The 25686-nt window shown below is 45.2% G+C and carries 33 protein-coding genes and 4 pseudogenes; 8 read left to right on the top strand and 29 right to left on the bottom strand.

All coding sequences use genetic code 11. The annotated features are described in order from the left end of the window. Nucleotides 1-2136, top strand: a complete 2136-nt coding sequence (scpA, locus tag E4T81_RS11965; RefSeq protein WP_135044870.1) for a methylmalonyl-CoA mutase — start codon at nt 1-3, stop codon at nt 2134-2136. Between the two features lie 68 nt (nt 2137-2204). On the opposite strand, the gene E4T81_RS11960 is transcribed toward scpA, so the two are convergent. Together E4T81_RS11960 and E4T81_RS11955 are read right to left on the bottom strand one after the other, a co-directional pair. Beyond that, entirely contained in the window at nt 2205-3551 is a 1347-nt protein-coding gene (locus E4T81_RS11960; RefSeq protein ID WP_135044868.1) for an MATE family efflux transporter, read from the bottom strand. Between the two features lie 170 nt (nt 3552-3721). Continuing rightward, entirely contained in the window at nt 3722-4360 is a 639-nt protein-coding gene (locus E4T81_RS11955; RefSeq protein WP_135044866.1) for a DUF1349 domain-containing protein, read from the bottom strand. Nucleotides 4361-4469: 109 nt separating this feature from the next. Between E4T81_RS11955 and E4T81_RS11950 the strand changes: the two genes are divergently transcribed. Further along, nucleotides 4470-5234, top strand: coding sequence for a response regulator transcription factor (locus tag E4T81_RS11950; RefSeq protein WP_135044864.1), 765 nt, complete (start codon nt 4470-4472; stop codon nt 5232-5234). Between the two features lie 17 nt (nt 5235-5251). Here the strand turns inward: E4T81_RS11950 and E4T81_RS11945 are convergent, their stop codons facing one another. After that, nucleotides 5252-5587, bottom strand: a complete 336-nt coding sequence (locus E4T81_RS11945; protein ID WP_209308191.1) for a cupin domain-containing protein — start codon at nt 5585-5587, stop codon at nt 5252-5254. 6 nt (nt 5588-5593) lie between these two features. Beyond that, nucleotides 5594-6547 (bottom strand): bifunctional helix-turn-helix transcriptional regulator/GNAT family N-acetyltransferase, encoded by a 954-nt coding sequence (locus E4T81_RS11940; RefSeq protein ID WP_135044863.1) that lies wholly within the window; start codon nt 6545-6547, stop codon nt 5594-5596. Nucleotides 6548-6783: 236 nt separating this feature from the next. Here E4T81_RS11940 and E4T81_RS11935 point away from each other — a divergent pair, with 236 nt between their 5' ends. Genes E4T81_RS11935 through E4T81_RS16115 form a run of 3 tightly spaced genes read left to right on the top strand, consistent with a single transcriptional unit; the run spans nt 6784 to nt 7929 of the window. After that, a complete protein-coding gene (locus E4T81_RS11935) occupies nt 6784-7149 on the top strand; it encodes a hypothetical protein (protein ID WP_135044860.1) in 366 nt (121 codons plus the stop codon). Then, the gene (locus E4T81_RS11930; RefSeq protein ID WP_135044858.1) at nt 7136-7681 is read left to right on the top strand and encodes an RNA polymerase sigma factor; all 546 of its coding nucleotides are present in this window, start codon (nt 7136-7138) and stop codon (nt 7679-7681) included. The genes E4T81_RS11935 and E4T81_RS11930 overlap by 14 nt, the downstream gene beginning before the upstream one ends. Nucleotides 7682-7725: 44 nt before the next feature. After that, nucleotides 7726-7929, top strand: coding sequence for a 4Fe-4S binding protein (locus tag E4T81_RS16115; RefSeq protein ID WP_135044856.1), 204 nt, complete (start codon nt 7726-7728; stop codon nt 7927-7929). Nucleotides 7930-8043: 114 nt separating this feature from the next. On the opposite strand, the gene E4T81_RS11920 is transcribed toward E4T81_RS16115, so the two are convergent. Continuing rightward, a complete protein-coding gene (locus tag E4T81_RS11920) occupies nt 8044-8646 on the bottom strand; it encodes a DJ-1 family glyoxalase III (RefSeq protein ID WP_167761883.1) in 603 nt (200 codons plus the stop codon). A 233-nt stretch (nt 8647-8879) separates the two neighbouring features. Between E4T81_RS11920 and E4T81_RS11915 the strand changes: the two genes are divergently transcribed. Continuing rightward, entirely contained in the window at nt 8880-9248 is a 369-nt protein-coding gene (locus E4T81_RS11915; protein ID WP_167761881.1) for a helix-turn-helix domain-containing protein, read from the top strand. On the opposite strand, the gene E4T81_RS11910 is transcribed toward E4T81_RS11915, so the two are convergent. The 21 genes and pseudogenes from E4T81_RS11910 to E4T81_RS11805 all read right to left on the bottom strand — a co-directional run bounded on the left by E4T81_RS11910 (nt 9235) and on the right by E4T81_RS11805 (nt 24004). After that, nucleotides 9235-9849, bottom strand: a complete 615-nt coding sequence (locus E4T81_RS11910; protein ID WP_135044852.1) for a CatA-like O-acetyltransferase, family 2 — start codon at nt 9847-9849, stop codon at nt 9235-9237. The genes E4T81_RS11915 and E4T81_RS11910 overlap by 14 nt on opposite strands. A 59-nt stretch (nt 9850-9908) precedes the next feature. Further along, entirely contained in the window at nt 9909-10691 is a 783-nt protein-coding gene (locus E4T81_RS11905; protein ID WP_135044850.1) for a helix-turn-helix transcriptional regulator, read from the bottom strand. A 29-nt stretch (nt 10692-10720) separates the two neighbouring features. After that, the gene (locus E4T81_RS11900) at nt 10721-11269 is read right to left on the bottom strand and encodes an SMI1/KNR4 family protein (RefSeq protein ID WP_135044848.1); all 549 of its coding nucleotides are present in this window, start codon (nt 11267-11269) and stop codon (nt 10721-10723) included. Between the two features lie 55 nt (nt 11270-11324). Then, nucleotides 11325-11831 (bottom strand): DUF2947 family protein, encoded by a 507-nt coding sequence (locus E4T81_RS11895; protein ID WP_135044846.1) that lies wholly within the window; start codon nt 11829-11831, stop codon nt 11325-11327. Nucleotides 11832-11910: 79 nt separating this feature from the next. Continuing rightward, on the bottom strand, nt 11911-12444 hold the full coding sequence (locus E4T81_RS11890) for an SMI1/KNR4 family protein (protein ID WP_135044844.1): 534 nt from the start codon (nt 12442-12444) through the stop codon (nt 11911-11913). 70 nt (nt 12445-12514) lie between these two features. Further along, the gene (locus E4T81_RS11885) at nt 12515-13693 is read right to left on the bottom strand and encodes an SEL1-like repeat protein (protein ID WP_135044842.1); all 1179 of its coding nucleotides are present in this window, start codon (nt 13691-13693) and stop codon (nt 12515-12517) included. Nucleotides 13694-13704: 11 nt separating this feature from the next. Further along, the gene (locus E4T81_RS11880; RefSeq protein ID WP_135044839.1) at nt 13705-14769 is read right to left on the bottom strand and encodes a DUF6194 family protein; all 1065 of its coding nucleotides are present in this window, start codon (nt 14767-14769) and stop codon (nt 13705-13707) included. Between the two features lie 111 nt (nt 14770-14880). Further along, a complete protein-coding gene (locus E4T81_RS11875; RefSeq protein ID WP_135044837.1) occupies nt 14881-15498 on the bottom strand; it encodes a hypothetical protein in 618 nt (205 codons plus the stop codon). A gap of 26 nt (nt 15499-15524) precedes the next feature. After that, the gene (locus E4T81_RS11870; protein WP_135044834.1) at nt 15525-16517 is read right to left on the bottom strand and encodes a GNAT family N-acetyltransferase; all 993 of its coding nucleotides are present in this window, start codon (nt 16515-16517) and stop codon (nt 15525-15527) included. Continuing rightward, nucleotides 16514-17149, bottom strand: coding sequence for a GyrI-like domain-containing protein (locus tag E4T81_RS11865; RefSeq protein ID WP_135044832.1), 636 nt, complete (start codon nt 17147-17149; stop codon nt 16514-16516). Before E4T81_RS11865 ends, E4T81_RS11870 begins: the two co-directional genes overlap by 4 nt. A gap of 2 nt (nt 17150-17151) precedes the next feature. Continuing rightward, nucleotides 17152-17390 (bottom strand): annotated as a pseudogene (gene dmpI / locus E4T81_RS11860) (4-oxalocrotonate tautomerase DmpI). Then, a complete protein-coding gene (locus E4T81_RS11855; RefSeq protein ID WP_135044830.1) occupies nt 17350-17913 on the bottom strand; it encodes a GNAT family N-acetyltransferase in 564 nt (187 codons plus the stop codon). The pseudogene dmpI and the gene E4T81_RS11855 overlap by 41 nt, the downstream one beginning before the upstream one ends. Before the next feature lie 105 nt (nt 17914-18018). Further along, nucleotides 18019-18630, bottom strand: a complete 612-nt coding sequence (locus E4T81_RS11845) for a DJ-1/PfpI family protein (protein WP_135044829.1) — start codon at nt 18628-18630, stop codon at nt 18019-18021. 9 nt (nt 18631-18639) lie between these two features. Continuing rightward, the gene (locus tag E4T81_RS11840; protein ID WP_135044827.1) at nt 18640-18909 is read right to left on the bottom strand and encodes a zinc ribbon domain-containing protein; all 270 of its coding nucleotides are present in this window, start codon (nt 18907-18909) and stop codon (nt 18640-18642) included. Between the two features lie 246 nt (nt 18910-19155). Continuing rightward, nucleotides 19156-19446 carry a tetratricopeptide repeat protein gene (locus E4T81_RS11835; protein WP_135044825.1) on the bottom strand — a complete coding sequence of 97 codons (291 nt, stop codon included), beginning with the start codon at nt 19444-19446 and terminating at the stop codon, nt 19156-19158. Further along, a complete protein-coding gene (locus tag E4T81_RS11830) occupies nt 19443-20075 on the bottom strand; it encodes a hypothetical protein (protein ID WP_135044823.1) in 633 nt (210 codons plus the stop codon). Before E4T81_RS11830 ends, E4T81_RS11835 begins: the two co-directional genes overlap by 4 nt. A gap of 9 nt (nt 20076-20084) precedes the next feature. Beyond that, complete coding sequence (locus E4T81_RS11825) at nt 20085-21869, bottom strand: DUF4303 domain-containing protein (RefSeq protein WP_135044821.1); 1785 nt, start codon at nt 21867-21869, stop codon at nt 20085-20087. Then, nucleotides 21859-22647, bottom strand: coding sequence for a hypothetical protein (locus tag E4T81_RS11820; RefSeq protein WP_135044819.1), 789 nt, complete (start codon nt 22645-22647; stop codon nt 21859-21861). Before E4T81_RS11820 ends, E4T81_RS11825 begins: the two co-directional genes overlap by 11 nt. Before the next feature lie 68 nt (nt 22648-22715). Continuing rightward, nucleotides 22716-23348, bottom strand: coding sequence for a hypothetical protein (locus E4T81_RS15780; RefSeq protein WP_209308195.1), 633 nt, complete (start codon nt 23346-23348; stop codon nt 22716-22718). An 11-nt stretch (nt 23349-23359) separates the two neighbouring features. Continuing rightward, complete coding sequence (locus E4T81_RS11810; RefSeq protein WP_135044817.1) at nt 23360-23650, bottom strand: YciI family protein; 291 nt, start codon at nt 23648-23650, stop codon at nt 23360-23362. 3 nt (nt 23651-23653) lie between these two features. Further along, entirely contained in the window at nt 23654-24004 is a 351-nt protein-coding gene (locus E4T81_RS11805) for a helix-turn-helix domain-containing protein (RefSeq protein ID WP_135044815.1), read from the bottom strand. 134 nt (nt 24005-24138) lie between these two features. Here E4T81_RS11805 and E4T81_RS16110 point away from each other — a divergent pair. Both E4T81_RS16110 and E4T81_RS15925 read left to right on the top strand, forming a co-directional pair. After that, nucleotides 24139-24255, top strand: a pseudogene (locus E4T81_RS16110) (radical SAM protein); the annotation flags it as partial. A 23-nt stretch (nt 24256-24278) separates the two neighbouring features. After that, nucleotides 24279-24446: pseudogene (locus E4T81_RS15925) on the top strand (Lrp/AsnC ligand binding domain-containing protein); the annotation flags it as partial. Between the two features lie 28 nt (nt 24447-24474). On the opposite strand, the gene E4T81_RS11795 reads toward E4T81_RS15925, so the two are convergent. From E4T81_RS11795 to E4T81_RS15650, 3 genes and pseudogenes are all read right to left on the bottom strand, one after another. Then, nucleotides 24475-25254 carry an esterase family protein gene (locus E4T81_RS11795; RefSeq protein ID WP_135044811.1) on the bottom strand — a complete coding sequence of 260 codons (780 nt, stop codon included), beginning with the start codon at nt 25252-25254 and terminating at the stop codon, nt 24475-24477. Then, entirely contained in the window at nt 25247-25408 is a 162-nt protein-coding gene (locus E4T81_RS15775; protein ID WP_209308190.1) for a hypothetical protein, read from the bottom strand. The genes E4T81_RS11795 and E4T81_RS15775 overlap by 8 nt, the downstream gene beginning before the upstream one ends. 68 nt (nt 25409-25476) lie before the next feature. Continuing rightward, a pseudogene (locus tag E4T81_RS15650) lies at nt 25477-25686 on the bottom strand (hypothetical protein); the annotation flags it as partial.

The raw sequence follows: 25686 nt of genomic DNA, 5'->3' as shown, positions 1-25686 counted from the left end.
ATGCGACCCGATTTTAAAACAATTGATATAACAAAAGATGCTTTCGGCGCTCAGCATGGTGCCGTTGCCAACGGTGAAGATTGGCTCACTCCGGAGTTGATTCCCGTTAAGCCTATATATACAAAAGAGGATCTTGAAGGCATGGAACACCTTAATTATATGTCAGGTATTCCTCCTTTCCTGCGCGGTCCGTACAGCGCCATGTATCCGCTACGCCCCTGGACTATCCGTCAGTATGCCGGATTTTCTACCGCAGCTGAATCCAATGCGTTCTACCGCCGCAACCTCGCTTCAGGACAGAAGGGTCTGTCGGTAGCGTTTGACCTTGCCACTCACCGCGGATATGACGCTGACCATGAGCGCGTTGTCGGTGATGTCGGTAAAGCCGGCGTATCTATCTGCTCGCTCGAAGACATGAAGGTGCTTTTCGATGGTATACCTTTGAACAAGATGTCAGTCTCCATGACCATGAACGGAGCGGTACTTCCCGTGCTCGCATTCTACATCAATGCCGGTCTCGAACAGGGTGCCAAACTGGAAGAAATGGCAGGTACAATTCAGAATGACATCCTTAAAGAGTTCATGGTGCGTAACACCTATATATACCCGCCGGAATTCTCAATGCGCATAATCGCTGACATCTTTGAATACACATCGCAGAACATGCCCAAGTTCAACTCGATTTCAATCTCCGGCTATCACATGCAGGAGGCGGGTGCTACCTGTGACATCGAGCTTGCCTACACTCTTGCCGACGGTCTTGAATATCTTCGCGCAGGTGTAAACGCCGGCATGGACATAGACTCTTTTGCTCCGCGTCTGTCATTCTTCTGGGCAATCGGCATGAATTTCTTCATGGAAATTGCAAAGATGCGTGCTGCGCGTATGCTTTGGGCGAAGATTGTAAGCCAGTTCAATCCGAAGAATCCCAAATCACTTGCCCTTCGTACCCACAGCCAGACTTCAGGCTGGTCTCTTACCGAGCAGGATCCGTTCAACAACGTCGGCAGAACCTGTATCGAGGCGATGGGCGCTGCATTAGGTCACACCCAGTCACTCCACACCAATGCTCTCGACGAGGCTATTGCGTTGCCTACCGACTTCTCTGCACGTATTGCCCGCAATACTCAGATATACATTCAGGAGGAGACTTATGTCACCAAGCAGGTTGACCCCTGGGGCGGTTCTTACTATATTGAGTCTTTGACCAATGAAATAGCTCACCGTGCGTGGGAGCATATTCAGGAAATCGAAAAGCTCGGCGGAATGGCAAAGGCAATCGAGACCGGTCTTCCCAAGCTGCGTATAGAAGAGGCTTCGGCACGTACCCAGGCCCGTATTGACTCAGGTCGCCAGACAATCGTCGGTATCAATAAGTACCGTCTTGAGCATGAAGACCCCATCGACATCCTTGAAATTGACAACACTGAAGTGCGTAAAGAGCAGATTGAGCGTCTTAACGACGTGAAGGCTCATCGTGACGAGGAGGCTGTCAAGAAAGCGCTTGCCGACATCACCGAGTGTGTTCGCACCAAGAAGGGCAATCTGCTTGACCTTGCTGTCAAAGCAGCCGGATTGAGAGCTACTCTTGGAGAGATTTCCGATGCCTGTGAAGAGGTTGTCGGTCGATATAAAGCAGTAATCAGAACTATTTCAGGCGTGTATAGCAACGAAACCAAGCAAGACCCTGACTTCATCCGCGCTCAGCAGATGTGTGAGGAATTTGCGAAGAAAGAAGGCCGTCAGCCCCGTATCATGATTGCGAAGATGGGTCAGGACGGTCATGACCGTGGTGCAAAAGTTGTTGCCACAGGTTATGCCGACTGTGGTTTTGACGTGGATATGGGACCATTGTTCCAGACCCCCGCTGAAGCCGCCCGTCAGGCTGTGGAGAATGACGTACACATTCTCGGTGTGTCATCGCTGGCAGCAGGCCACAAGACTCTTGTGCCTCAAGTTATCGAAGAGCTTAAAAAGCTCGGACGCGAGGATATAATTGTCACTGCCGGAGGTGTTATTCCCGCCCAGGATTATGATTTCCTTTATAAAGCAGGTGTTGCGGCAATATTCGGTCCCGGTACCCGTATCCCGGTATCTGCAATAAAGATGCTTGAGATTCTAAACGGAGAAGACTAATTCCCCGTTACATGTAAAAATAAATGTCAGCTGCATTTCGGCAGCTGACATTTATTTTTTTTACTGTCTTATCTCCGCCGGTTATATAGATAATATCCTGCTATACATAGCGATGTGAGCAATTCTGACACAAATAGCGCAAGCCATATACCACAATCGCCAATTAATAGCGGCATGAAAATAAACGCCGGCACAAGAAATATTACACCTCGCAGCAGAGCGAAAACAATTGAGGGTACAACCTTCTCAATACTTTGGAAATATCCGATAGCCGTGAGGTTAAATATAAAGAATACAAATGCAGTTGAAAACATGGGGAATCCGCCGATGGCTATCGTTGCGGCAGCTACATCCCCGTCAAGAAACAGGCGCACCATAGCGGCAGGGGCAAATACAAATGCGGCTGTGACTGTAAGTCCACATATGATTGCCGATAAAATAGCAAGTCGCTCGGTTATTGCAACTCTGCCTTTTTGACCAAGTCCATAGTTGTAGCTTATTATCGGCTGCGCCGACTGGGCTATCGCATTACCGATCATGAAAACAAACGGACAGTAGTAGCAAGCTATACTAAAGGCCCCTACTCCGTCATTTCCCATATAACGCATGAATGTAAGATTACCCATAAGCATCAACATACCCATTGTCGCTTCTCCCAATAGAGCGGATATACCTATCTTGCATTGATAGCCGATATTTCTTGCTGTAAGCCGAAGGCTTTTACGGCTCAGCTTAATCTTTATCAGTTTCAGATTTCTTGCTAAAATGCCAAGATAGCACATGACCATTATACCGCCAACAGCGCAGCTTATACAGCTGGCAATCGCGGCACCTTTCACCCCCATCTGAAGAGGAAAAATAAAAATGTAATCAAGCAGCACATTAAGTAGTCCCGGCAAGACATTACACCACATGGCATATCCTGGTGCTCCGTCAAGACGGACGACAAACAGACCGATTCCACACCATGCCTGAAACATACACGAGGCAAATATCCAAGGCATATAGTTCTCTACCAACGGCAGAAGCGATTCTGAGCTGCCAAGCAGTCTGCCTGTTGCCGCAGGCGACGATAATGTCACAATCAAGAACAAAGTCACGATAATCGTAGCGACAATCAAAGCCTGCGTGATATTTAGCCGCGCCGCCTTGACGTTATTGTTGGCGAGATGTATTGATGACACTACCGACGCTCCCACTCCGAGCATAAGGCTGATGCCTATTATCACCATTGTAGGAGCAATACAGATATTGACCGCCGCAAGCCCGTCACTGCCGACACCACGACCTACAAAAATGCCATCGGTTGCTGTTACGGCACATAGCGACAGCATCCCAAGTAATGTAGGTATAAAATAAATCCTGAAAAGCCGGGGAATCCTTACTGTCCCCAAGTCAATTGAATCACGTTGCATTTTGTCTCAACATCAAGGGTTAAACATAATTATTGCCGAATAAGAATCGAGGTTTTACCCGGTCATCTTATCCGGCATTGTATGATGCCCTCCGATGAGGATTACAAAACACTACTGCTTATAATCGGCGGTGCAAATTTAGTGATAAATTGCCGGCTATGCAACTGCGATTAATCTGAATTGCTTTTCAACCATTCGGTTCTTATCTTATCAGGGAGATGCGTGACCTTAAAATCAGAGAAGTTGACCTTGAATCCGTCACCGTCAGGACAGGCGGCAAACATTCCTATTTTGACGGGGCGATTTGCTTCCATCCATGCGTTACGCATCATCGTGTACTCCTTGTCATCGAAAGAATAAAAGATTTCAATAGCGTCAAGACGACGCACAGCCTTAATCCATAATGATTGTACGGGACGGTCCAGTGCTATCACACTCCAGTCTGACGTGTTATGTGTCACAACCGTACTTAGATTATATTTCCCGTCTACATATTCTATTCCTGTCTTTATGTAATTTTCATGGTCTATACGTATCATCAAGCCCGCCTGGTCAAAACGCACTTTATAGTCACCCGAGATTTTTACTTTTGCCTCAAACTCTCCGCCATATTCAGCATAGTAGAATGGAGCGTCATCAACGGTAAATCCATAGTGTGATATACGCCAATAATCACTTTTGGGTGTTACCGACATTGTGAGTTTCCCGTCAGATATGGTCCAATCCGACGGTTCATTAAACCAATTCGTCTGTGCTGACACACAAATGCATGCAATCATTGACAGAGATGTGAGAAGTATTGTTTTCATTATTTTATAATTTGATTTTACAGGTTGTCTTAATCAATTACATACATGGGGCTAATAACCACTTTTTGTTTTAACTTTGCAAAGTTAATTACCTGTAATATAATCTGCAATGGCTAAAAATAACCATTTATCGACAATAAAGAACCGAAAAAAGCTGGATAGTCTGCTCTTGTCGCGTGATTCTGCCGGCGATGACAGCCGCTTTTCAGAAGCAATCGGCTATGCTCAGGCAATAGCAAACGTGGAAAACGTCATAGCCGTGGTCAGCGATATGTCTAAAGGAAGAAGCCGGATAATTGCCGGCGGTTTTGCATCTATGCTCGGGCTTGAAGACTATATTCATGAAGATTCAATATGGGAGAACCGAATATTCTCCATGATGTCACAGGAAGAACAAGAATTAAAAATCATTGCAGAGTTACGGTTTTTCCATTTCCTGCGTCATGTGCCGAAGATGAAACGAAGTGACTTTTGTCTAATCGGCAAATTACGATTCTGCCTGCCCGGTGGTAAAAGAGTCAATGTGTTACATCGCATGTATTACATCTATGACGATGAGAAGGAAAACGTCTTGTATGCGATATGCCTCTATGGTCCGCTTCCTTTTGACTTCACGGGAAAAAGCCTCATTGTCAATATGCTTACCGGGACTACCGAGGAATTGACTTCATCGACCAACAATACTGTACTGAGCAAACGCGAGTGTCAGGTGCTGTCGCTTATTGATGAAGGATTGACGAGCGTGGAAATCGCTGATCGTCTCATCATCAGCAGGCACACGGTAAATCGCCATCGTCAAGAAATCCTTGCCAAACTCCAAGTAAAAAACTCCATTGAAGCTTGCCGTCTGGCAAAGTCAATGGAGTTAATCTGATCAGAAACGGACGCCTTCTATAGGTAATCTTCTCGCTGTGGGGTGAACACATCGACAACCTCTCCCCCTTCAAGCACCTCAAACGAATGAGACACATTGCCGGGAATTGCATAGGAATCCCCCGCGGCAAGTATCACATCTATTCTCGGTTCAGCTTCTACTATAAGGCGGTAGCTGCCTGAAATCACATATCCGCATTGTTCATGAGGATGACTGTGAAGTGTGGCGAAATTACCTTTGACGTAATTCATTTTTGTTACCATTGATTTTTCGCCGACAGCGAGCGAATCAAGATTAACGCCTTTGAACACACGGTTTAATGCGTCTTCTTTCTTTACTACAATCTTCTGCATATCAATTTATTTTAAGGTTAATTCCATCTGTATATCTCCGCGTTCATATGCCGGATGATATTCTTTCAATTCCATGAAGCCAAGTTTCCGATATAGTCCTATCGCCGGTTTAAGCAGGGTGTTGCTTTCAAGAAAAATCTTTTTCGCACCTTTGCGCCGTGCATATTCAAGCGCTGTGCGACATATCTTTTCCCCTACTCCGTTGCCGCGTGATTCAGGGTCGACAGCGAGTTTTGCGAGTTCAAAATCATATTCCGTATTTTCCATCGGGCAAAGGGCAACTACGCCCATCGGCTTGCCATTGACGAGAGCCACAAATATATGTCCTCCATTAGACAGGATAGATGTCTCAGGGTCATTCAGCACTTCAAGGTCATGGGGCTCAAGTGACCAATGGCTGTTTATCCACATTATATTCAACCTTTTGAATGTCATGAGATATTTGGGCTCATAATCTACAATCTCGACATTCTGTTCTTCACGAGATGATTTAACGTCTTTCACTCGTCTAAGCAAGGATTTCTCCGACAATGCATTCTCCCAGCAGTCGAGTGCTGCCCAAAGCTTATTGGGCGCCTTAGAATCAATAGCCGTCACTACCCTTTCGACATCTTCACATACATCATGCAGCCTTTCCTTTAGTTTTGCTCCGTCGTCAGTAAGTCTAACTACTGTTGCGCGGCGGTCATCATCCGATTTGCCGTACACGACAAGAGATGCTGCTTTCAACTCCTTCACAATCGTACTGACTGATGGATGAGACTGACCGATTGCCTTTGCAATACCGGTGACCGAAGCGTCATCACCATGGAAAAGCATATAAAGCACCGGAAACCATTTCGGCTTTATATCAATGCCGTAGAGCTGATATATCTCTGCCGCATCGTGAGTAATCACATCGGCAAGCCAGCGCAACCTGCTGCCTATAGTCAATATTCCTGATTTCTCAAACAAGACCATATATGTATGTATTTACGTAATTAATTACGCAAAATTATATATATTTTACGATTCCACAAAATATGCAATACATTTTATGGACACAACTTCATAAATTTGGCAATATAAGATAGTTTCCAAGATTCCAAGAAAAGGATAGCAGAAACGAAAATGAAATTTTTCATAGGCGATAAAATATTTTTAAGCGTTGTGTGTCTTAATAAATAGAGCGCTCAAAATAAATTAACGCAGTAATTATGAAAAAAGTAATTAAGACAATCATAGCACTTCTTGTGGTTATCGCAGTTATACCATCGCTTGCCGGGCTTGCAATAACACCGCTTTGGAATTCAATAATAGCCACTACATGCGGCTTTTCCGAAATATGTTTCTGGCAAGGTACAGGATTGTTTCTGCTTGGACAAATCATGACCGGAGGATTTATATTCCTGTTTTTATTCGTTGGCGGAATCATGCATAAAATCCATTATCATACCGACGACTGGCATTCCCACTGGCATAACATGACCCTGGAACAGAAACGCGAGTTTATAGAGCGCCGTCGAAGAGAGCATTTCGGATTGCGCAATCATAAGACGGCTGATTCCGATGCGACCGAATGATGAAATCGGCGAGATAGTTGTCAAATATACTCCGCGTCTGTTCAACTACATCCGCTCGCAGGTCAACACTCCTGAAGATGCGGAAGATATTCTTCAGGATGTGTTTTATCAGCTTGCCAGGGCATCGGCAGAGCAAGGCTCCGATATCGAGCGTATGTCATCGTGGCTTTATCGCGTGACTCATAATTCAATATTGAACTTCTGGAGGAAAAAGCGGGAAATCTCTCTTGACACGGAGGACATCCTGTGTGAAGAGATAGCCCATACTCTTTTCTCTCCGCTGCAGGATTCACCGGAGACAGTATATTTGCGCAGTCTGGTGTGGCAAGAGCTTGATGCCGCCCTGTCTGAACTTCCGTCAGAGCAGAGCGAGGTATTTTGCATGACCGTATTCGACAGAATACCGGTAAAGGATATTTCAAAGGCAACCGGCATATCTGTAGCAACTTTGCTTTCAAGAAAACACTATGCTGTCAAGTTCTTGCGCAAGAGACTCCATGAGCTGTATGACGCATTGATTTCGTATAAATAATTCCACCTGCATGCTTAGACAATTTTATGTGAGCATTGTAGTTTATGAGAAAAGAAGTAAAACATCCTAAATTCTCGTCCCGCAATTGCACTGCGTGCTGGAAATGTGTGGATATCTGTCCTAATGAAGCTATAATTCGCATTCGCTTTCTGTGGCACAGACACGCAAAACCACTTTATTACAGTTGCGTCGGGTGCAACAGATGTGTCTCTGTCTGTCCAAATGGATGCTTTGAGAAAAAGGATTAATTGTCAGGGAAAATACCGGGAAGTTGCTGTGTCGCAATCTAAATTAATCTTTTGCGACACAGCAACTTTTATTAAGCAGCAGGCAGTGCTTATACTTTGTCGCTACAATCCGGCTTATGGTATCACCATTCCTTCGCGGAGTGCCATTTCTGTCTCTTCTCCTTTTGTCTTGCGGACAATAGCGAGGGCAAAATCAAGAGTAGTGCCAGGCCCTTTTGATGTAATCAGACGGTCAGTGACGACTACCGGCTCGTCGGAATAGATACCGCCGTGATTCCTGAATTCTTCTTTCAGAAACGGATAACCTGTCGCTTTTATTCCGCTGATAATCCCGAGCGGTCCAAGTACAAGTGCCGGAGCCGCACAGATAGCCGCGATATTTCCACCGCAATTCCAATGCTCTTTTACAAGCATTATAAGGCTATCGCTAAGATTAACGGCAGCCTCTTCACTGTCAGCCCCCGGAAATATGAGCCAGTCAATCTGTCCGGGGTCTAAATCGGAGACACACATGTCGGCTACAATACTATTGCCGGTAGCGCCTTTTACAAGACGGTTGTCGGTCATGGAGACAGTGAATACGTCCATACCCGCACGTCGCATTACATCAACGGGCGCAAGGGCTTCGATTTCATCGAAGCCAGTTCCGAGCATCACGAATGAAGCCTTTCCCTTAGGCTTTGCCGATACCGGAATACTGATAATGTTTTCAGTCATAATTTGTAGATTTATTACTTTTTTGTTAACTTTACAAAGGATAACAGCTACCCTTCGGATAGTGCAAATACCCATTCGCGAGGGAGCTTGAAGCGCATGTCGGCGAAGCCGGTGTGCGGTGGCGTAAGCCATCAAGACTCACCGCAAATTTAAGTATCAAAACATTACCATACAAGAGGTTACTTCAATAGTAGCCACTTACTTTAAACTCACTTTTAGTCAGTATCAGCAATATGAAAGCAGAAAAAATTTCAGAAAAATATTCTTGTATCGCATCATGCCCGATGAGAAACGTGATTGCTCACTTCGCCAACAAGTGGTCGATGCTCCTGCTTGTCATACTTGACGAGTTCGGCGTAATGCGTTTCAACGAATTGTCGAGGGCAATCCCCGACATATCACCGAAGGTATTGTCAGGACATCTGAAGACTCTCGAATCAGTCGGGCTGGTAACGCGTATTCTATATGCCGAAGTTCCCCCTCGCACGGAATACGAGTTGACGGATTTAGGAAAGACTCTAATCCCGATACTCAATCAACTCTCGGAATGGGGACGCAATAACTTGAAGGAGGTCAAACGCAATTTGACTAAAGGGAGTTAATGGCATCTTGCAATTTGCCAAGAAATCTGGCGGCGTGTGCTCCATCCATCTGGGTGTGGTGAAACTGGAATGATACGGTCAGTCGCGTCTTGAGCCACCGGCGACGGTATGCACCCCATATCATGAAGGGATTGTTGAATATGCCGCTATACATCCCGACTGCACCGTCTATGTCGTATTGAGCCAACGCTGATGTGCCGATTACCATACTGTCAGTGATGTCATGATTCTCACATGTATCGGCAACTTCGCGTGTCAGGCGGAGATAATCGGCATTAAACCTATTGAGGTCATCACAGAACGGGATGTCACATGAGCTTACCTCTCCCTCCGAGTTGGCAACAATTGTGTTGACAGCAATCGCGTCATACTTGATTAGCTTATCACCTACAGGCAGCATATAGAACTCCTTTACTTGCGTTGCGGCACGACAGATGCACCAACACATCAGCATATTGAATTTCATACCGCGCTTTCTGCTAATAGCACGCAATCGTGTGACATCAAGGGTTTTTATCAGTGTCACCATCGGCATCGGGGCATTCATCCACATTTCATAGGCGTAGGCGCGAGTTGTCGCTGCCGGATTTACTTCTTGCATAATCATTTTTGATGCAAAATTACACCTCATGGCTCGCTCCCGATAGAATAAATGCGACATTATACCGGATTGGTAAACAGGTCGGAGTATGGTGCGCAGTGCTTTATAAGCGCCTCAGGAGTATAACCGCTCAGTTCTTTGAAATTCCTTATAAAGTGTGACTGGTCGGAGTAACCACATTCGGCAGCGATTCCGGCATAGTTGCTTTCTCCTCGTTGCATCAGCCACAGTGCCTTTTGAAATTTCACGATGCGGGCATATTCCTTAGGATTCATCCCGACCGTTTCGCGAAATACACGCTCATATTGCCGTCTGCCAAGACAGGCTCTGCCGGCAAGAGCGTCAACACGCGTAGAGGGATTGCGAAGCATTGTGCCTATTGATTTCCCTATCCTCTTGATATTCAATGACGGATTTATCTTTGACATCAAGAACCGTTCAAGAATAGCTATGCACTCCCTGTCATCCTCACAGTTGAAAATCCTTTGCGCTATTTCGTTTAGTTGTCGATTCTCAATATCATAGCCGGAGATTTCAAGATTGTAGAATGTCGAGGGCGGAGTGTCGATAAACATCCCGATGGTATGCGGGTAGAAGACCGCCACTATCATTTCCAGCCTTCCGCCGGATTGAATATGCGCAGGAAAATTCACCTGACCGCTAATCGTAAACTGCGACTGGCTTTTGTCGAGTTCCGGAATATAAAGCGGAGTTCTCTTATGAAAGATTATCTGCTGACAACCGATCGGAAATGTCAGGACGCTGAAAGGCTCATCGCTCTCCAGCACCCAGTAATAGCGCACATAAGGTCGCAACTCCTCTCTCGGTTGATAAATTCTCATCAGTTTTTTGGGAGAGACCTACTTTGCTCTTAATCTTCAAACCAGTAGTCAATATCGGGATTATACTTTTGGCCGATAAGTTGTTCTTCGTCAAAGTCCATATCAAGATACCCGTCATCATCCAAAAAATAGATTTTTCCCTTATAGCAAGCGATTACAGTACGAAGAAAGTCTTCAAAAGAATTATGAATCTTTGTTGGTTCATCGCCATCGTGATCTATCAGGAATATTCCAACTTCTTTACCTCCCGATACTTTCAATGCGTAAAAGTCTGAGGAATAATTCACAAGGATTGGATAATACTTGTCTTCTCCATTAGGAATCATTTCCTTTATAGTCTGCATAAAACTTTCGTATTCAGCATCCCTGATTAGAAGATAACCGGGTAAGAAATCCATCAGTCGTTGATCTTCATTCTCGTAATATGTACCACTTACTTTAGAGTACAATATATTTAATGATTCCGGAAGGATTAAGGGCAACTCGTTGTTCTTTACAATACTCAAGGAATAACCCGGCCTTAATTCATCAGATAGACTAATAAATTCATCTATCAAACAAGATATTTCTTTTTCCATTCAATTTTTATTTCGTGATACAACATGATGCAAATGTTCGGAAGCCAACTACTCCTTATGGGATGTTGAGCAGCTTGTTATCTACCTCATTTGACTTTTTATTATAAAATGCAAAATTCTCTTCTACAAAAGTAATTAAAACATTTTTTGCAGGAACAGCAATCAATATATTATCATCATCTGGGTAGCAGAAATCAGTCCAATACGTGAGAAAAACATCACCAAAAGTGATAATCGAACAGTTACTACCCCAAAACAATATAATCTTATCATTGGCTTCTAAAAAAGGGGATAAACTTATAGGATAATTGATTTTGTCCCAGTCAACAGATAGAGTTGATATTTTATTCAGACCATCCCAAAACGAATCAGGCAATCTAAATAAGTGACCTTTCTTAGAATTTGTTATTTCAGTCCATTTTCTTATTGAGTCGTTTTTATTGTTGATGAAGATTTTTTCAAGACTATATTCATCAATAATAACTTGATGTTGATTGAAGAATCTCCAACCAACATCGCTTTTTCTTAATAATTTGATTACCTTTTCTTTTCTCATTTCCATATTTTTGAAGTGGTCGATAATATCCGGCGGATAATCGACCTTTTGGGGAGATTTATCCGCTTGTTATGTGCCTTATTTATCATTCTGCTTCGTATTCTTCAGCACTTTTAAGGCCTCGTATGAAGTCCTCAAAATTTTCTGCTAAAGGAGTTATTTTGAAATCAGATTCTTGGTCGATATGCACAACTTTGGGTTCTCCGAGGGAACCACATTCTCGATAATCTAAGAAAACCATATCATGCCCGGCACTCGGACAATCACAAATAACAACTCCAATAGCAGGATACCCCCATTCATCAATCATAAACTGACTGCCAATTTCACCACATAGTGAATAGTCCTTTTCCCTACCTATACCATAAATGCCGGTTATAGCAATATGGTCTTTAGCCCAATTTGTGGGTGAATCAGTAGGGAAGCAAGTATTGAAAGGGATGCCTCCATTATGCTGCTTCATCAGCCATATATAGGACGCCGGCAACTTGTATCCTAATTCTTTCTCTACATCGGCTATCAGTTCATCAGTGGGGGCATCACTTATATACTCTTCACGAGCATAGTAATTATCATCCCAGAAGTTTGTAAAATCAAAACCTTCAAATTCTTTTTCCATATCCTTTTTTTTTGTGGCACATGATGTAATTCACCTAACAGACTTTTGATGTTGCCCTTGAAAGCGTCAGCTATGATCTTTTGAAATCTCTGAATTTCTTGTTGTTCAACGCATTCTCGGCGGCGATGTTGCCGTTTTCAGCGGCAAGCCGAATCCAGTCGAAAGCCTGGCGGAAGTCGGTTTCCACGCCAACCCCTTTCATATACATGTTGCCGATTTCGTACTGTGCCACGCTGACTTCATGGTTGTATTTTCCGTATAAGTTGCGGCGGGAGGCAATCTGCCGATAGAGCTTCATAGCCTCGGCATAGTCTTTTTCTCCGCCGATACCGCTTTTATAACACTGGGCAAGATGTAGTTTCGACATTACATCGCCCGCTTCGGCTCCTTTTTGATACCACTCGAGTGCCTTGCCCCAGTCCTTTTCAACACCGCGCCCGTCAAAGTATGCGCCGCCGATGCAGTGGTAAGCGTCTTTGTAGCCCATTTCGGCGGCTTTCATAAAGCAGTCAAATGACTTCCGAAGAGCTTCTTCAGTCGCCTCACTGTAATATATCATTCCGAGGTTAAACCATGCGTCGGCATCCTTCTCTTCTTCAGCCACTTCGGTATACAACTCAGCGGCGGTATCTTCGTAATTATCATCATATTCGACAATCTCCAACACTTCATCGGGAACACCTGTACCCCATGACAGAATATCGGCAATACGCTTCTTGGTCGCCATATCGCCTTTGTCGGCTCGCGCTTTCAGGATTTCAACCCAGCAGTAGTACCATTTGCAGGCAATCTTCACTCCCTCTTCGCGGTCGATGTCAGCGGGACAGTCATAGGCATAGAGTTTCATCAGAGCCTGAGCCGCGCTTGCCACACCCTTGACGGCTTTTACCTCCAGTATCTCAATCCAGCGGTAATGCCATTTGTGTGTAAAGTCTTTTTTAGCCTGCGCACTGATCGTCTCATCGTCGCCAAAATCGTAGCGATAGAGATTTGCCAACGCCTCGGCAGCCTTGTCGCTCCCTTTGTCGGCAGCTTTTTCAAACCAGTAAATCGCTTTCTGATTATCACATTGATGATGATAACCCCACGAGTAATACCGTCCGAGCATATATTGCGCCTTGGTGTTGCCCTTTTCGGCTAAGGGTGTGATGGCATTGACGGCCTGCAGCGCCAGTTCGTCGTCGCCCTCCCCGGCGTACAGACTGGAGAAGCGTTGTAAGATTTTATAATATTCTGTCAGTTGGTTCATTGCAGTATGTTTTATTTTTCAAAGTAATTAAATTTTTCGGTATTAAGGATACTTTCGGCATCTCGGTTGCCTTTCTTGGCGGCAAGTCGGAAATATTTGGAGGCTTTTTTCAAATCAACCGGCACGCCTAAGCCTTCAAGATACATGTTGCCGATTTCATACAACGCTGTGCCTATGCCGTCGGCGTATTTCTGCCAATAGCGGCCGGTGCGTTCCGCCAGATAGAGGTATTGCTCCATCGCCTTTGAATAATTGACCTTGCAGCCTGTACCGTGCTTATAACAGTCTGCCAACTTCAGCATGGCGTTCATCTCTCCCATGTCAGCACCTTTGCGATACCAGCGGTAAGCCATGACCGGATTCTGCTTCACTCCCAGCCCATCCATATAGGCATCTCCTATCTTGACAAAGGCTTCGTCATAATTCATCTCTGAGGCTTTCTTGAAGCAAGCAAAGGCTTTTTTATAGTCGAACAGTTCCTGATAGGCAAGCCCCATCATATACCAAGCCTCATCCTTCATACAGAAAGGCTCGTTGCTTTCAATAGTTTCGTTGTAGCGCCTTATCGCTTCTTTAATGGTAGAGGTTCTGTCATTGTCCTCAGATAACCGGTTCACTGTCCCGGTCATCTTTTTACTGAATTTCTCTTTCGCGTATTCGTAAGATTCAAGGATGTAAGGCTTCAATGATTCAAATGTCGTTTCAGATGGAGTCAAAGCGCAAATCCACCCCATCCATGCATAGACCGGATGCGGCATAATGACATCCTTTGCAGTAAAGTCATACGGCATATCCACAATACAACCTTTATCCGGGCGTCGTGGCAATTCGGCGAATAAAATGCGGAATGTCTGTTTTCTGACTCCTATATTCACACGCCACACATCCTCGCGGTCAAGGCGGGAAGCCCGGTCATTGTCACCATCCTTTTCTTTGATTGTCAACACATATACACCACGTTTAAGCACACCACCGGGATTGTAGAAAATCCCACGCTCGCCCCAGCTGTTTACCTCTACAAGCCCTTCAAAGTTGTCAAGGCAATATTTCAGAATGTCGTCAGGTGTAATAGCCATACTGTAATCAGTTCTTCATTCAAAATTAAGCCAATACTTACTTTAGAATCTCTCCGATGAGCTTGTCCAGCCGTTTGTGGCTGATGCCGTATTCCTCCATGACGCCTGCTTTCAATGCCTCATAAAGCACAGCTCCATCCTCGTCCGCAACCGCTGCATATCGGCTTTCGACACAACTCCGTGTTCTTTCAGAATATCGGCTGTCGCCTGACGCGCTGTTTTAGATGCCGCCTTTATCCGCTCTTTCAAATCAGGCAGTGCATTGCGTGCTTCGATATTGCCTTTTCCGGCATATTCCTCGATGATGCGGCTTATCCATTTCAGGTCATCTCTGTCTCCGCGCATAGCTATCGAAAGCAAAGTATGCACGGATGTTTCCGGTTGAACGTCTATATCTTCGAGATAGTCAACCCACCAGATGGCATTTCCTTTTGTGATTTCCTTGTCGAGTCGTCCAAGCAGGAAAACGAATCCCGCCTCGTCAAACCGATGCCCAAGGAGTTTCTGATAAATGAAATAAGCCGTTTTACGTACATCTCTCCCTTCATCGCCGGGATGTTCACGGATAATATCTTCCAGCACCGGCATAAGCGACATATCCGTCAGATTCCGGGCTTCTTGCCACGCTGACCATTGTACTGTCTCCTCATAAAATCCCTTTGCCTCCGGGTCGGGGGTACGCATCCTGTCTATCAGGTCTAAAACGGCTTCTTTCGTAATGACACCCATGGAAGATCACTTTCTATTGTTATTTATCAGTCTATACACTTGCGATTCAAATGTTTGACCATTAAATAATCATGCTCTCGCTCTACGATAGTCTCAAATCCGAATCTGCGGTACATACTTACTGCATAATTGGTCTTATCGACTGACAATGAAACCTTTTTATATCCATTCTCGCAAAGCGTGTTCAATAAGGATTCCAATAGTCGGCTGCCTATACCTCTTCCACGATATTCCGGATATAGTGAAATTGCCAATTCCGGAATGGAGGCATCCACTTTACCGTATGAACACCCAAGTCTTGACCATGCCGCACCGACAATGACACCGCCGATTATTGCCACACGGCAGAAATCGCCGGTGAGCAATCCGAATCCATTCACATAAGCCCATATCATTGGTTCCTGAAGAACTATTCTCGAAACTTTCGGTGCGTCCTGCGGTTGGAATATCGCCTCATAAAGAAACTCGGTAAGCAGAGGTATCTCGTCTGACTTAATATCGCGAATTATGGCATCTGTATATTGTTCCATTTCAATGCAGTTCCACGTTTCACCAAGACATGGGTAGCTCTCAGTGTCCTGCCGTGAAACACGATGAAATCCCGCCGCTTCATAGCAATGGATGGCGGACGGATTATTTTCAAAGACACCAAGCGACACTTTTGTGGCTCCAAGCGTTTCAAAAGCATATTTTACCGCCATTGAGACAAGAGCTTTCCCTAAACCGCGACCACGCTTTGAATCATCTACAATGACAAATCCAAGTCGCTGTTCTGTCGTATCGTCTGCCGGAGTTCGCAATGTGATGTAACCGACAACCTCGTCGACATCCGTCATTGTCAGGGCACACGAGCGTTGGCCGTCAATATACCGCTCGTGATATGAATTCATATCTTCGGGCGTTACGGGATAATGCTCATACCTGTCCGCACACCATTGGCGCATAAGGTATTCGCTTTTCAGCCAAGATGTGATTATCACAGCATCCGTCGGCTTATATGGGCGTAATGTGAGGCTCATTTGCGTTTGGCAACAGGGATTCTAAGAACTGTTTTCATTTTATCGGGAGTGCATTTCCTCGGATCAGAAAGATATATCTCGTGGTGACGGCGGGCAGCTGTTATATCCTTCATGTATCCGTTTGATTCAATATACTTGTCGATAATGTCAAGAGACACCGACTCTGTGTCATACGACCCGATATGCATGATTTGTGAGCATAGGCCTTCTTCAAAACTCATATGGTAAATAGAGGAGCAATCAAGCCCTTTCTTACGGAACACCTCTCTTTTTGCCCATTCCACGTCAACTTCATCCACAAAATCTGGAACGCGAATCATTGCAGTCCATCGGAAAGCAGACTTATCTGTGAAATCATCTGAAATAGCATTGTCGGTCCACCATAGACCTTCAAGCGGCGGCACAACATATTCAAAGAAACCATTGATACGGTAATCTGTCTTATAGCTCATTTTCAAAGCATAAGCAACCGGGTAAAGAATGCCCAAAGCCTGCTGGTATTCTCCGTCCGGCTCATTAGGATTTCCACAGCCATTGACAGAGATAAACTTCATCTTAGGCACTTCCACAATAGTCGGATTAACCTTGGGCATATACAGACTCTTGTATTCTTTCTTGTAGTCAAACGCCATTCCTAAACTTTTTTACCGTTATAATTCTGTTTAATCTCGTCGATTGACTTGCCGCCGATACCATCATCGCTTTAGCGCTTTGCTTTGCAAAGAACTTTTCATCGGGCAGTTCTTTGATCGTAACGGTAAAGAACTGCTCCGGGATATGGGTTATCTCGGAGGCTGTTGCAGTCAGTCGTTCAATAAGTTGCTTCTTCTGTTCAGCGGTCAGTTTGCCGCTCTCGATTGATATGTAGGGCATTGTAGTCTTCTTTTGTCATGCGGTAAAAGTGTTCGGTGCGCTTGTCTCCAAGAGGTGAAACGACATCATGCTCAGTATGATGGTACTTGAATCCACTTTTCTCGATGACGCGTTTAGACTTGTCGTTGCCATCGTAGTGACCACACCACACAGCATCAAGATCCAGCTCATTGAAGCATCGTGAAAGCAAAGCGTTGACTGCTTCAGGAATAAGGCCTTGACCCCAATAAGGCTTGCCAATCCAGTAGCCTATCTCGGCTTCACGCTGCGTCATGTTGGCCGAGTGAAGACCGTTGGAAAACATGATTCCGCAACTGCCAACCGGCTCGTTGGTGTCTTTCAACACAACGGCGTAGACTTCGGGAGCGGCAAAAACAGTGCGTATGATTTCAAGGCTATCACTAACACTGGCATGCGGAGGCCATCCGGCAATCGGTCCGATGTCGGGATCACTCGCATATCTGTAAAGTGATTCGGCATCGGATTCCTGCCAAGGTCTCAATATCAATCTGTAAGTGTCCATTATGAAAGTATATTTTTCAAATCATCATTTAGAAACATTGTCGGAGTAAACTCCACAATCTGATAATCGGCAATGCCGTTGATATAACGGGTCTTGCGCGATAATTCATTCGATCGAGAAAAGGTTGCAGAAACCCTGCTTGTTGAACTGATAGTACATTTCAATTCGTTCCGGTGTATCGTTTTCGAGCAACGTAAGTAACTCTTTTGCAAATTCAAGGGTTGCAGAACCGTTGGCTGTCACCATGATGCCATCGCTTATGGCTTGCGCGTGGATATACCCGTCGGGATTAGTGTAGTTCTCTCCACCCCAAATTTTCAGTTGGTCCAAACCATTGCCGGTATGTTTCACCGCATTGAGGAAACCATGCTTTGCCATAAACGATGCTGCATTGCATATCGCACCTACAATCTTTCCTCCTTCAACTGCTTTTTTGACAATTGGCACAACCCGTTCAGCAACAGGCGTACTCCATCCGAAACCACCAATCAGCACCAGCGCAGCATAATCGTCGGGCATCGTATCAAACGAATAATCGGGCATTGTGCGGAACCCGCCGATTGATTTCACCGGCTCCAATGTAGGGGCGACCACCTTATTGACATACTTCGGATTTTTCTTCATCGCATATTCATCAGAGGCAATGGCCTGCGAAAGAAACACCGCCTCATGCGCCGCATAGTCCGGCAGGAGTATATATAGAACTTCGTTACTCATAATCGTCTGTTACTTTTTCCAACGTTTGAGATGCGGGAAGAACCGGCGCATCTGCTCTTTCATCTGTTCGACGGTGAGATTCTGCCCCGAGTTCCTGTTTATCTCATCGGTAAACTGAGCGCAGTGGTCAATCATCTGCTCCATTGTCATGTCCTGCGTGAACTTGCCGTCTTTGTAGCAGTAAATGCAGTAATCCTCATTTGGTGTACCATCGGTATTCGTGCCGATGACATCATTTGTGAGCGGCATTCCGCAGCTCTGACAAAATTTCATATCCATATAGTTAGTAATATTTTGTTGGTTTTCCATCTGTTTAAAATTCTCACGCCCCAATTGAGCTTAGAGCGCATGTCGGCGCAGCCGGTGCAAAGCGCTCTGACTCACCGCAAATTTAATGAAAATAGTCGAGACATGATATATCAACAACGACATTTCGCAGGGCAGATATGGCGTCTGCCATACGAGGCGACTTTGCAGCTTCTTCACGACAGTTCATCAGCCATTCGCGGAATCCGCTCTTGCATACTATGCGGCGGCCTGTTTCGCGTTTTTTCTGACGCCATCGCCGTTGGCATAGCAGTCGGCAAGGCAGCGCATGGCTCCGGCGTGTCCGTTGTATCCGGTATTCTCATTTATGTTGGTCGCCGCTTTCTTGTACAGGCGTACAGCCTCGGTCATATCCTGCTCCACGCCATGTCCATCGGCATAGCATTGACCGAATTGATATTGTGCGGGAACAGAGCCCGATTCAGCCGATTCACGACATTTGGCGATATCGAACGATGTGTCGGTATATTTATTCGTGTACTTTATCATGATTTTTTAATGATTTCTTCAAAAACCATTGCGGATTCCTCCGACAGACGACGGGTTGCAGCAATGCTTTGAGCCAACACGACTCCTTTTGAATTGATTCGTAATGGCATTTCTTTACTCTTTGGATAGCCGAATCTAAGAAGCGGCACAACTTCATCAGGAATGAGGCGCGGTTGGATAACGCTGCCATTGTCTCCCCATACTGCCCATTCGGCACAGCAGTTAAACGGTTCCTGATGCTTACAATGGGGCTTGTCAACGGGAATAATCATCGTGAGATTCTCAGGCACACTCTTGAGACTTTTATAAGAAGCGTCTTTTGCACAAAAGAATGTGTCAGATGCCTTAACGACAACGCCTTCTGGAATAAGAGACCTGTAAGGAGACCCAAGTTCTCTTATGCAATAGTCGAAGGCTCTTTCCTTATGAGTCACTTCCAGTCTTGCCATTATATAGAGGTGCCTGTCAAGAAGGGAGACCGGGAATACGACATCACCCACTTTTATCGATGCTATTGACGGCATCCTTGAGTGGATGCTGCCAAACACTACTTTTATAGGCCCGTTGTCATCTGATTTTCTTAGTTCGTCCAACCAGTCATGAGGCCAGTAAACAGTATAATATGCCATAATATGATGTTATCTGTTTCTATCCAGGAAAGCGGCAGCCAGTTCGGGGCTGTTCAGCGTCATAGCCGACGAGTCTTCGAGGTTTTCAGCATCTTCATCGTCTGATATCGAGATGAATAGTGTGATTTCATCGGTGCGTTCTCCTAATATTCCGGAATCTTTGACCTGCTTCATCGCTGAAATCATTGCATTGAAGAAAAAGGCTTCTCCCGGCAAAGTATTGTGGTTTTCCCACAGAGTTTTGCTGAGTTTCACCAGTTCGCTGTCATGCCCGTCGGAATATCCCCATTCATCAGGATGCCATCTGCTTTCGTCATCAGGCTCTTCGTCTTCACTTTCAAGATACTCCAGGGTGTTCACTGCAAGAAATAGCGAGCAACAATACCTGTCGGTGACCAAAGCGACTGTGTAAATGCGCTCATCGTCTATGCGGTCAAGAATTTCGCGCAGATCCGCTTCAACCGCATCACTGATCATTGCAGCCACTCCCTGCCAGAACGGAGCCACGGGAGTCGTCGGTTCTTCTTTTTTCCGCTCGCGGGCTTCAAAGTCGGGCGAGTTGATGTAGCTGATATACTCTTTGGCTTCTTCCGAACCGAGTTTTACTGCATCTTCAAAATACTGGTATCCCAACTCAATATCCGCCTCGGTGCCACGCCCGAAAGCATAAGCCACGCCGAGTGCGGTGAGTACTCTGACGATTATTGAATCCCAAAGATGATCGACACCATCGCCGGCTTCATGAAGATACTCGAACGCCACATCGTCGTCCTGCACCGTTCCCAGCCCCTCCTGATAGCAGATGCCGAGATAGGCGGCACACTGCGCCTTGGTAACCTCAGAGCACTTCGGATTCCAGTAGGCCTTTTCAAACCAGTCCACAGCCTGGGCATAGTCCTGCTCTAAGTCGCCACAGCCTTCAAAATGGTAATATCCCATCTCGAATTGCCCTTGAGCAAGTCCTCCGTTGGCTGCCATTTCAAAGAGCTGACAGGCAAGGCTTATATTCTCATCAACTTCCTCGCCTGCCTCATAGATGTGCCCGGCATTGTATGCGCCCTGAGGGTCGCCCTTGCGGGCAGCTTCCACATAACGCAGCAGACCGGCATATGCATCACCCTTCTCTTTGCGAAGATAATAGCCGTAGTTAGTGCAGATTATCGGCGAGATGTCAGCCAGCATCTGATAGTATCTCTCATAGACATCCGGGCTGATGTCGCCCAGACCTGATTTGCGTATGTCGCAGTAATTGCCCCAACCGGCACAAAGTCCGCCGTCGAAGCTACGTTCGTACCACACCTTTGCTATCGGCCACGCCCATGCGTTATAATCTCTTTCATCTTTGAATTGCTTGGCATAGTCGGGCTCGACACGCAGATAGTCGCCCCAGAAATACACGTTGGCGACCATGTAGCAGCAGAAAGCGTCGCCACGCTCAGCCTGACCGAGAATCTCCTCAAATGCTTCCTTAAACGAAGCAAACGGCATTGCCCTTTCCACCGAGGGTGTGAGGTTTGCGCTTCGCACAGCACATAGAACGCCGGTGGCACTGCCCATCATCGCGCTCTTCTGCATTAGCTTCGATGCATTGGCATCGTCAACTGTGAAGCCTGCCTGTGCCCACACATATTCCTCGCCCATGAAGCAACGGGCTATGAATGCCAGAGCATCGGCATCGCCCTGTTGCGCTGCCTGCATGAGCATCGCATAGCCCTGGCGTATTTTCTCACGGTCGAAACTCGACCAAATCAGTTTGACAGCCGTTTTCACCGGCTTGCTATATTTACCTTTCATCTTTTTCTTCGTCTAAAAATCTGAACATCAGTCTTTCAAAGTGGTTGTTTACGTCAAACTCCTCCCAATCATCCAAAGGATCGGGCAACCTCTCGCTGTCAATCAGACTCCACAGCCAGCTTCGCATAAGTCCGTCATCAGAAACGACACCTCTGAAGCCGGTCGGAGTCGGTTTAGTCCATCTGACATATTCAACTTTATATACGGCGGTCGGAGCCGCATCATTGTCGCGCCTGCGGATGTTGACATATCCGCCATCGCCTTTAATGAAATCATAAAGCATCCATAGCGATTTGCCCTCTATGATATTTTCCAATGCACAGAACACGTCAGCCATGTCAAAGTATCGGAAATCCTCGCCGTCCACACATAGTTTCGTCTCCGGCTCCTCTTGCTCCGGATAGATTTTCTGACAGTGCCAGCCTGTCATATCGGGAAGCGAGGCAGTGCGGAAGAAGTTACACATAATATCCGCCGCCATATCACAATCTACATCCGACCGCCACATGCGCAGCATATGTCCGTTGACTCTGAAACACACCGCAATGCTGCAGTCCTTATAATAATCAATAGAATATGCTTCGGCATAGCGGACCAATACCACCGGTACGCATTTTTCAAGGTATATCGCCACATTGTCTTCTATGTCAGACACGGCATCAACAATTTTTGCCTCGGTCACGTTTGATGTGCGTTTGGTCCCATTCTCTGTCCCCAGCACATATTGCGGCTTACGAGCTTTAATTCCCGGGAATATACTGTGTGATTCGTTGCTCATTTTCAATTAGCTGTGTTTTTATGTTCATCAGTCAGTCTGATGCTTTCGATTGATATGTATGACATTGTTTAACTCTTTACAAGCACCCACTTGTCATTCTTGGATTTCCTTTCTGCACAATAGCCAAGAGGTAAATCTTTCAGCTTGACGATAGTCGGGTCTAAATCCAATACATACTTTAATGAAACTATCCTTGCATCGCTTTCGTCGTGTTCTTTACCACAAAGGAATTGCCATGCTCCATCATCCGCATCGTGTGAAACAAATAATATATTTTCTCTACCATCCAGGATATGACTGCATATGAAAACAGCCGTATTTGGAGCGTCTGAAAACGGGAAAATATCATTACCCTTATTGGGACTGTTTATATGCTTGCTTATAGCCATTGCAGTCCAGCCTATTGCAAGATATATTGTTGCATAGACGATAAACCACAATTCATGTATATCAAAGAAAATCCATGTGCCGGCAAGAAACGCTAAGGCTGACACCAATGGAAGGTTCCACATTTTCTTTATGTCTTTCCCGCAGCGATAACCAAGAATCGCAGAATAAATTGGATTCACAATGAAGAAAAGCATCATGCACAGTGCCATTCCGGAACATTCAGACGCAAGCCCGGCAACAGCAAAAGGCAATGCAAGCATCACAATGATGGTGGCTGACAGCCAAATAATTATAGCTCTTTTATTCTCCATTAGTATAATCCTTATTTTAAAATGTCGGAAAGGCTCGGTTCTACAAACATTGTCGGTGTAAACTCAACAATCCGGTAGTCAGCAATGCCATTGATGTTGAACGGATCTTGCTCGATGATAGAATCAACAACCGCACGACTTTCGGCCTTCATCAATATTACGCCGCCCACGCGGGGAGTCTGCGGACCGGATGCAATGAAGTCGCCTGCGTCATAATGCTCGGCAAGATATTCACGATGTGCCTGAAGAAAGCGGTCAACGTCTTCAAGCGGCTTTTTGTAGGTCAGAATTGCGATAAACATAGTTTATTTTGTATTTTGTCGGTTTTTAATTATCTGTTCAAAGTTCTCGCGCCCCCAGCTGAGCAGAGCCTCGACATGAGGCAGCAGTGTCTTGCCAAAGTCTGTCACCGAATATTCGGTGCGTGGAGGAACATCCGGAAAGAGTTCGCGGCGGATAATGCCGTCGGTTGTAAGCTGACGAAGCACCTGCGAAAGCACTTTCTCCGAGACCGACGGGATATTGCGGTACAGCTCGTTGAAGCGTACCGGCCCGTTCTCTGAAATCTTTACGAGAACAACCAGTGCCCACTTGTTGCCGAGCCATTCAAGCATCGGAGCAGCCTTGCAATATTCGTAGTCAAGTTTTTTAGCCATAGCCTGAGTTGCAAAAAGACTGATTAAGAGCAATGCAAACTTTTCGGTAAGGGTCAAGCCCTTAGGTAAGTCATTGATTCCACGCTGATAATCATCTAATTTTGCACTACGAAGTTACAAAAAATAATCGAGATATGATATATCCGCAACTACATTTCACAGGGCAGGTATGGCGTCCGCCATACGAGGCGAGTTCTCAGCTTCTTCAGATTACGTCAGGCTGTACATGGCACAAGTGCAAATTCAAGAGTTGTTCCGGGTCCCTTTGATGTTATCAGGCGGTTTCTACGATTTTCTTTTGAAGGTTGTATTGAAGGATTTAGATGAATACAATAAGTTCGTTTTCGAGAAACTGACCAAAGTCCATGGTATCGTAAAGATGCAAAGTTCATTTGTACTCAGTGAAATAATGCACAAAACCGCATTGGATATAAAGCTGTAATAATTAAATAGTATCAGATTTATTTCTTCTAAACAGAGCCATAAAAGATAAGATACTTTGCAAGATTGCTATCAATATATTCCTTGTTATGATGTCCCTTGAATATATGGCTCTCACAACATATACCGTGACTACTTAACAATTGAGATAAGATGCATACCGATTCGTTGAATCCTCCCTCATCACAATCACCAGCATCAAGATACCATGACTGTTCTTTATGTAGATTTGTGAACGGCTTGAATCTAAGTGGGTCGTTCAAAATGAAATCTTCTTCAGTTCCATAGTAAGGCAGATCGTCAAGTTCTAGCCGCTTCTCTATTGCAGGCATGTGTCCACCAATCCGCGAAAACAGTTCAGGATACTTTAACCCGTAGTGAACCGAAGCATATCCACCGGCAGATGCTCCTCCCACAAATCTTGTTGACTTGTCAGATAATACTGAAAAGTTGGATTCTATATATGGGATGATTTCATGAATAAAATAGTCTTCATATCTCCCTGTATCAATAGCTATTCCCTCATTGGTAATTTTACCCGAACTATCCGAAGTGTTAAGCCCTCTGGTATTGTCCATACGAGGACAGACTATCGCCATCGGTTTTATTAGACCCTCTTTGATAAGTTTGTCCGCCTTGTTCTGAATATCAAGCTGTTTGAGAAATAACTCATTCCCATTTCTACCATGAAAGAAATATAGTACAGGCAGCAATCCCTTATGTGGGTATGTATCGGGAAGATAAATGGAAAAAGCCATAGGCTTTTTCAAAGCATGACTATTTAAATTAACGATTCTTACTTCACTCATTGGATAATGTTTTTAGCAACCATGCCATGTTTTCGCCGAGGTTGCGCATATTTGCAAGACCTTCGTCATCGTTGATTACATCCTGTAATTTGCCAAGGAAGCGAGAGGCATGGGCACCGTCCACATCGCTTTCCAGCACCAGGTAATAGCACACTTACGGACGCATCGACTCTCTCGGTTGATAAATTCTCATCAGTTTTTTGGGAGAGACCTACTTTGCTCTTAATCTTCAAACCAGTAGTCAATATCGGGATTATACTTTTGGCTGATAAGTTGTTCTTCGTCAAAGTCCATATCAAGATACCCGTCATCATCCAAAAAATAGACTTTTCCCTTATAGCAAGCGATTATGGTACGAAGAAAGTCCTCAAAAGAATTATGAATCTTTGTTGGTTCATCGCCATCGTGTTCTATCAGGAACTGTCTCTTATA

It is taken from the genome of Barnesiella sp. WM24, assembly GCF_004570975.1.
Lineage (GTDB): Bacteria > Bacteroidota > Bacteroidia > Bacteroidales > Muribaculaceae > Muribaculum.
Note: the sequence above shows the minus strand (reverse complement) of the source record. Positions and strands in the feature narration are given on the sequence as shown.

Excerpts from the sequence above, each read along its gene's own strand:
- E4T81_RS11835 (WP_135044825.1), bottom strand. The coding sequence starts at position 19,446 with ATGATAAAGTACACGAATAAATATACCGACACATCGTTCGATATCGCC.
- E4T81_RS11905 (WP_135044850.1), bottom strand. The coding sequence starts at position 10,691 with ATGAGAATTTATCAACCGAGAGAGGAGTTGCGACCTTATGTGCGCTAT.
- E4T81_RS11880 (WP_135044839.1), bottom strand. The coding sequence starts at position 14,769 with ATGGCTATTACACCTGACGACATTCTGAAATATTGCCTTGACAACTTT.
- E4T81_RS11875 (WP_135044837.1), bottom strand. The coding sequence starts at position 15,498 with ATGGGTGTCATTACGAAAGAAGCCGTTTTAGACCTGATAGACAGGATG.
- E4T81_RS11805 (WP_135044815.1), bottom strand. The coding sequence starts at position 24,004 with ATGGCTAAAAAACTTGACTACGAATATTGCAAGGCTGCTCCGATGCTT.
- E4T81_RS11830 (WP_135044823.1), bottom strand. The coding sequence starts at position 20,075 with ATGGCATATTATACTGTTTACTGGCCTCATGACTGGTTGGACGAACTA.
- E4T81_RS11915 (WP_167761881.1), top strand. The coding sequence starts at position 8,880 with ATGAAAGCAGAAAAAATTTCAGAAAAATATTCTTGTATCGCATCATGC.
- E4T81_RS11895 (WP_135044846.1), bottom strand. The coding sequence starts at position 11,831 with ATGGAAATGAGAAAAGAAAAGGTAATCAAATTATTAAGAAAAAGCGAT.
- E4T81_RS11910 (WP_135044852.1), bottom strand. The coding sequence starts at position 9,849 with ATGCAAGAAGTAAATCCGGCAGCGACAACTCGCGCCTACGCCTATGAA.
- E4T81_RS11960 (WP_135044868.1), bottom strand. The coding sequence starts at position 3,551 with ATGCAACGTGATTCAATTGACTTGGGGACAGTAAGGATTCCCCGGCTT.
- E4T81_RS11845 (WP_135044829.1), bottom strand. The coding sequence starts at position 18,630 with ATGAGTAACGAAGTTCTATATATACTCCTGCCGGACTATGCGGCGCAT.
- E4T81_RS11950 (WP_135044864.1), top strand. The coding sequence starts at position 4,470 with ATGGCTAAAAATAACCATTTATCGACAATAAAGAACCGAAAAAAGCTG.
- E4T81_RS11955 (WP_135044866.1), bottom strand. The coding sequence starts at position 4,360 with ATGAAAACAATACTTCTCACATCTCTGTCAATGATTGCATGCATTTGT.
- E4T81_RS11820 (WP_135044819.1), bottom strand. The coding sequence starts at position 22,647 with ATGAGCAACGAATCACACAGTATATTCCCGGGAATTAAAGCTCGTAAG.
- scpA (WP_135044870.1), top strand. The coding sequence starts at position 1 with ATGCGACCCGATTTTAAAACAATTGATATAACAAAAGATGCTTTCGGC.
- E4T81_RS11920 (WP_167761883.1), bottom strand. The coding sequence starts at position 8,646 with ATGACTGAAAACATTATCAGTATTCCGGTATCGGCAAAGCCTAAGGGA.
- E4T81_RS11865 (WP_135044832.1), bottom strand. The coding sequence starts at position 17,149 with ATGGCGTTTGACTACAAGAAAGAATACAAGAGTCTGTATATGCCCAAG.
- E4T81_RS11945 (WP_209308191.1), bottom strand. The coding sequence starts at position 5,587 with ATGCAGAAGATTGTAGTAAAGAAAGAAGACGCATTAAACCGTGTGTTC.
- E4T81_RS11885 (WP_135044842.1), bottom strand. The coding sequence starts at position 13,693 with ATGAACCAACTGACAGAATATTATAAAATCTTACAACGCTTCTCCAGT.
- E4T81_RS16115 (WP_135044856.1), top strand. The coding sequence starts at position 7,726 with ATGAGAAAAGAAGTAAAACATCCTAAATTCTCGTCCCGCAATTGCACT.
- E4T81_RS11935 (WP_135044860.1), top strand. The coding sequence starts at position 6,784 with ATGAAAAAAGTAATTAAGACAATCATAGCACTTCTTGTGGTTATCGCA.
- E4T81_RS11900 (WP_135044848.1), bottom strand. The coding sequence starts at position 11,269 with ATGGAAAAAGAAATATCTTGTTTGATAGATGAATTTATTAGTCTATCT.
- E4T81_RS11890 (WP_135044844.1), bottom strand. The coding sequence starts at position 12,444 with ATGGAAAAAGAATTTGAAGGTTTTGATTTTACAAACTTCTGGGATGAT.
- E4T81_RS15780 (WP_209308195.1), bottom strand. The coding sequence starts at position 23,348 with ATGGAGAATAAAAGAGCTATAATTATTTGGCTGTCAGCCACCATCATT.
- E4T81_RS11825 (WP_135044821.1), bottom strand. The coding sequence starts at position 21,869 with ATGAAAGGTAAATATAGCAAGCCGGTGAAAACGGCTGTCAAACTGATT.
- E4T81_RS11840 (WP_135044827.1), bottom strand. The coding sequence starts at position 18,909 with ATGGATATGAAATTTTGTCAGAGCTGCGGAATGCCGCTCACAAATGAT.
- E4T81_RS11940 (WP_135044863.1), bottom strand. The coding sequence starts at position 6,547 with ATGGTCTTGTTTGAGAAATCAGGAATATTGACTATAGGCAGCAGGTTG.
- E4T81_RS11810 (WP_135044817.1), bottom strand. The coding sequence starts at position 23,650 with ATGTTTATCGCAATTCTGACCTACAAAAAGCCGCTTGAAGACGTTGAC.
- E4T81_RS11795 (WP_135044811.1), bottom strand. The coding sequence starts at position 25,254 with ATGAGTGAAGTAAGAATCGTTAATTTAAATAGTCATGCTTTGAAAAAG.
- E4T81_RS11870 (WP_135044834.1), bottom strand. The coding sequence starts at position 16,517 with ATGAGCCTCACATTACGCCCATATAAGCCGACGGATGCTGTGATAATC.
- E4T81_RS11855 (WP_135044830.1), bottom strand. The coding sequence starts at position 17,913 with ATGGACACTTACAGATTGATATTGAGACCTTGGCAGGAATCCGATGCC.
- E4T81_RS11930 (WP_135044858.1), top strand. The coding sequence starts at position 7,136 with ATGCGACCGAATGATGAAATCGGCGAGATAGTTGTCAAATATACTCCG.